The sequence below is a fragment of the Mycobacterium sp. ZZG genome (genome assembly GCF_054786995.1).
The window spans coordinates 1-5501 of record NZ_JBTBFV010000111.1 but is presented as its reverse complement, the minus strand read 5'-3'; the positions used below and the strand labels follow the sequence as shown (position 1 = coordinate 5501).

Sequence of the window (5501 nt, the reverse complement as noted above, 5' to 3'; positions counted from 1 at the left end):
AATTTGTGTTCGGCGGTGTCCTACTTTTCCACCCGTGTGGGTAGTATCATCGGCGCTGGCAGGCTTAGCTTCCGGGTTCGGGATGGGACCGGGCGTTTCCCTGCCGCTATGGACCGCCGTAACTGTATTCACTCGTTTTTGAGTGATCCCCGTGGTGGGGAAGTTTATAGCCCCTTGTTTATTGGTGGTGGGGGTGGTGTGGTTTGTGGTTGTGGTTGCGAGGTTTTGTTGGTGTTGTAAGTTTTCGGCCGGTTAGTGCCAGTTCCCTGCACCTCTTGCGAGGCTTCTAGGTCTGGTCTATCGATCCCGTGGTCTGCGGGGGGCCTTATCCCACTGAAATGGGTGAGAAGCCTGGTCTTGGAGGGGGTTTCCCGCTTAGATGCTTTCAGCGGTTATCCTGTCCGAACGTGGCTATCCAGCGGTGCCCCTGGTGGGACAACTGGTAGACCAGAGGTTCGTCCGTCCCGGTCCTCTCGTACTAGGGACAGGTTTCCTCAAGCTTCTGACGCGCGCGGCGGATAGAGACCGAACTGTCTCACGACGTTCTAAACCCAGCTCGCGTGCCGCTTTAATGGGCGAACAGCCCAACCCTTGGGACCTGCTCCAGCCCCAGGATGCGACGAGCCGACATCGAGGTGCCAAACCATCCCGTCGATATGGACTCTTGGGGAAGATCAGCCTGTTATCCCCGGGGTACCTTTTATCCGTTGAGCGACACCCCTTCCACTCAGAGGTGCCGGATCACTAGTCCCGACTTTCGTCCCTGCTCGACATGTCCGTCTCGCAGTCAAGCTCCCTTGTGCACTTACACTCAACACCTGATTGCCGTCCAGGTTGAGGGAACCTTTGGGCGCCTCCGTTACATTTTAGGAGGCAACCGCCCCAGTTAAACTACCCACCAGGCACTGTCCCTGGACCGGATAGACGGTCCGAGGTTAGAGGCCCAATACGATCAGAGTGGTATTTCAACAACGACTCCACCCTCACTGGCGTGAGGGCTTCACAGTCTCCCACCTATCCTACACAAACCGTATCGAGCACCAATACCAAGTTGTAGTGAAGGTCCCGGGGTCTTTTCGTCCTGCCGCGCGTAACGAGCATCTTTACTCGTAATGCAATTTCGCCGAGTCTATGGTTGAGACAGCTGAGAAGTCGTTACGCCATTCGTGCAGGTCGGAACTTACCCGACAAGGAATTTCGCTACCTTAGGATGGTTATAGTTACCACCGCCGTTTACTGGGGCTTAAATTCTCCGCTTCACCCCCGAAAGGGTTAACGGGTCCTCTTAACCTTCCAGCACCGGGCAGGCGTCAGTCCGTATACATCGTCTTGCGACTTCGCACGGACCTGTGTTTTTAGTAAACAGTCGCTTCTCACTGGTTTGTGCCACCCCCTCCCGCTGCCGGCCGCGAGGGCCTTGACGGTGTGGGGGTCCCCCTTCTCCCGAAGTTACGGGGGCATTTTGCCGAGTTCCTTAACCATAGTTCACTCGTACGCCTCGGTATTCTCTACCTGACCACCTGTGTTGGTTTGGGGTACGGGCCGTGTGTGCGCTCGCTAGAGGCTTTTCTCGGCAGCATAGGATCACCGAATTCGCCTCAATCGGCTATGCATCACCTCTCAGGCATCATGAGTGACGGATTTACCTATCACTCGCCCTACAGGCTTACCCCGGTATTACCACTGACCGGTACGGCTACCTTCCTGCGTCACCCCATCGCTTGACTACTACCACCGAAGGTCCCGCGCAGCCGGCGACGGTCGCTCCCCGAAGGGATTGATCTGTCGCCTTTTGGGCGGTTAGTACCGGTGATTCATCAGGGACGCTCACACACGGGTACGGGAATATCAACCCGTTGTCCATCGACTACGCCTGTCGGCCTCGCCTTAGGTCCCGACTCACCCTGGGCGGACTGGCCTGGCCCAGGAACCCTTGGTCTTCCGGCGGGCAAGGTTCTCACTTGCCTTATCGCTACTCATGCCTGCATTCTCACTCCCACACCCTCCACAGCTAGATCACTCTGCTGCTTCACCGGATGCAGGACGCTCCCCTACCCAGCACACAAGTGTGCTGCCGCGGCTTCGGCGGTGTGCTTGAGCCCCGCTACATTATCGGCGCACAATCACTTGACCAGTGAGCTATTACGCACTCTTTCAAGGGTGGCTGCTTCTAAGCCAACCTCCTGGTTGTCTTCGCGACTGCACATCCTTTTCCACTTAGCACACGCTTAGGGGCCTTAGCCGGCGATCTGGGCTGTTTCCCTCTCGACGCACGGAGCTTATCCCCCGCCGTCTCACTGCCGCATTACACCGTGTCGGCATTCGGAGTTTGGCTGACGTCAGTAACCCTGTGGGGCCCATCGGCCATCCAGTAGCTCTACCTCCGACACGAACACTGCGACGCTGCACCTAAATGCATTTCGGGGAGAACCAGCTATCACGGAGTTTGATTGGCCTTTCACCCCTACCCACAACTCATCCCCTCAGTCTTCAACCTAAGTGGGTTCGGGCCTCCACGCGGTCTTACCCGCGCTTCACCCTGGCCATGGGTAGATCACTCCGCTTCGGGTCCAGAACACACCACTACACCACACACAACTGTGCGGATACGCCCTATTCAGACTCGCTTTCGCTACGGCTACCCCACCCGGGTTAACCTCGCGACATGTCCCTGACTCGCAGGCTCATTCTTCAAAAGGCACGCCATCACCCCACGCAAAAACGAAGGCTCTGACGGATTGTAAGCGCACGGTTTCAGGTACTATTTCACTCCCCTCCCGGGGTACTTTTCACCATTCCCTCACGGTACTCATCCGCTATCGGTCACTGGGAAGTATTCAGGCTTACCGGGTGGTCCCGGCAGATTCACAGCAGATTCCACGGGCCCGCTGCTACTCGGGGAAACCTGTGACAGCAGATCAGGAGTTTTCGACTACGGGGCTCTCACCCACTACGGCAGACCATCCCAGGCCACTTCGCCTAACACCTGATTTTCTCACTGCTGCTGCCCACGGCGGCGGACAGAACACAGACCCCACAACACCGCACACACAACCCCCGCCGGGTATCACATGCACACGGTTTAGCCATCCTCCGCTTTCGCTCGCCACTACTCACGGAATCACTTTTGTTTTCTCTTCCTACGGGTACTGAGATGTTTCACTTCCCCGCGTTCCCCCCCAACGCCTATATATTCAGCGTTGGGTGACACGACATCACTCGTGCCGGGTTTCCCCATTCGGACATCCTCGGATCCACGCTCGGTTGACAGCTCCCCGAGGCATATCGCAGCCTCCCACGTCCTTCATCGGCTCCCAGTGCCAAGGCATCCACCATGCGCCCTTAAACACTTACAACACAAAACCAAAAAATGAGTCACCCACACACACCCCACAACGAGATGCATGCGAGTATCAGAAAAATTTGCATTACATGAAATGACAACCCACACAAGAAAACCCACCCCCACAAAGGAAGACAGGCCCTCATACAAGCCATCATCTCGATGCTCGCAACCACTATCCACAAATCAAACACCACACCCCACCACCAAAGCAGGGCAACAACACGCTCCACCACCCCAACGGGCAATGGCCAACCCCCAACGGGGCTGCAGGGCCTGTTGTCTCAAAGCCCAATAGTGTGTCTGGCAGCCGCGCACGGCATTTCCCTACCCATGCGCCAATGTCTGTTGCCTGCACCAGACCCTGAAACCCACTACAGGCCAGGGCCATCCAACGAATCGATCAGATCACCGAACCCCCACACGATGTGGGCGGGCCTGATTCTCGTGGTGCTCCTTAGAAAGGAGGTGATCCAGCCGCACCTTCCGGTACGGCTACCTTGTTACGACTTCGTCCCAATCGCCGATCCCACCTTCGACGGCTCCCTCCCACAAGGGGTTAGGCCACCGGCTTCGGGTGTTACCGACTTTCATGACGTGACGGGCGGTGTGTACAAGGCCCGGGAACGTATTCACCGCAGCGTTGCTGATCTGCGATTACTAGCGACTCCGACTTCACGGGGTCGAGTTGCAGACCCCGATCCGAACTGAGACCGGCTTTGAAAGGATTCGCTCCACCTCACGGCATCGCAGCCCTTTGTACCGGCCATTGTAGCATGTGTGAAGCCCTGGACATAAGGGGCATGATGACTTGACGTCATCCCCACCTTCCTCCGAGTTGACCCCGGCAGTCTCTCACGAGTCCCCGCCATTACGCGCTGGCAACATAAGATAAGGGTTGCGCTCGTTGCGGGACTTAACCCAACATCTCACGACACGAGCTGACGACAGCCATGCACCACCTGCACACAGGCCACAAGGGAACCGACATCTCTGCCGGCGTCCTGTGCATGTCAAACCCAGGTAAGGTTCTTCGCGTTGCATCGAATTAATCCACATGCTCCGCCGCTTGTGCGGGCCCCCGTCAATTTCTTTGAGTTTTAGCCTTGCGGCCGTACTCCCCAGGCGGGGTACTTAATGCGTTAGCTACGGCACGGATCCCAAGGAAGGAAACCCACACCTAGTACCCACCGTTTACGGCGTGGACTACCAGGGTATCTAATCCTGTTCGCTCCCCACGCTTTCGCTCCTCAGCGTCAGTTACTGCCCAGAGACCCGCCTTCGCCACCGGTGTTCCTCCTGATATCTGCGCATTCCACCGCTACACCAGGAATTCCAGTCTCCCCTGCAGTACTCCAGTCTGCCCGTATCGCCCGCACGCCCACAGTTGAGCTGTGAGTTTTCACGGACAACGCGACAAACCACCTACGAGCTCTTTACGCCCAGTAATTCCGGACAACGCTCGGACCCTACGTATTACCGCGGCTGCTGGCACGTAGTTGGCCGGTCCTTCTTCTCCAGGTACCGTCACTTGCGCTTCGTCCCTGGCGAAAGAGGTTTACAACCCGAAGGCCGTCATCCCTCACGCGGCGTCGCTGCATCAGGCTTGCGCCCATTGTGCAATATTCCCCACTGCTGCCTCCCGTAGGAGTCTGGGCCGTATCTCAGTCCCAGTGTGGCCGGTCACCCTCTCAGGCCGGCTACCCGTCGTCGCCTTGGTAAGCCATAACCTCACCAACAAGCTGATAGGCCGCGGGCCCATCCCACACCGCAAAAGCTTTCCCCTCCCAGACCATGCAGCCAGAAGGGTGTATTCGGTATTAGACCCAGTTTCCCAGGCTTATCCCAAAGTGCAGGGCAGATCACCCACGTGTTACTCACCCGTTCGCCACTCGAGTACCCCGAAGGGCCTTTCCGTTCGACTTGCATGTGTTAAGCACGCCGCCAGCGTTCGTCCTGAGCCAGAATCAAACTCTCCAAACAAAAACCCCCACACCAAAAAGTGCAGGCAGAATTCACAATCAGAGAAATCCGATCATCAAACAAGACACCAAAAACTGGCATCCAAAAACAACCCACCCCTAAACGGGAAAAAGAGGCAGGCCAAAAAACAACAAACAAAAACCACCAAACACACTATTGAGTTCTCAAACAACAC

General features: G+C 56.8%; 3 rRNA genes. All 3 read right to left on the bottom strand.

From position 1 onward, the window contains the following. Positions 1-7 precede the first annotated feature (7 nt). Positions 8-121, bottom strand: a 5S ribosomal RNA gene (gene rrf, locus ACXMYJ_RS28365). A gap of 111 nt (positions 122-232) precedes the next feature. After that, a 23S ribosomal RNA gene (locus ACXMYJ_RS28360) occupies positions 233-3356 on the bottom strand. Between the two features lie 448 nt (positions 3357-3804). Next, positions 3805-5326: ribosomal RNA gene (locus tag ACXMYJ_RS28355) — 16S ribosomal RNA — on the bottom strand. Together the 16S, 23S and 5S rRNA genes form the textbook arrangement of a ribosomal RNA operon. Positions 5327-5501: the final 175 nt, after the last annotated feature.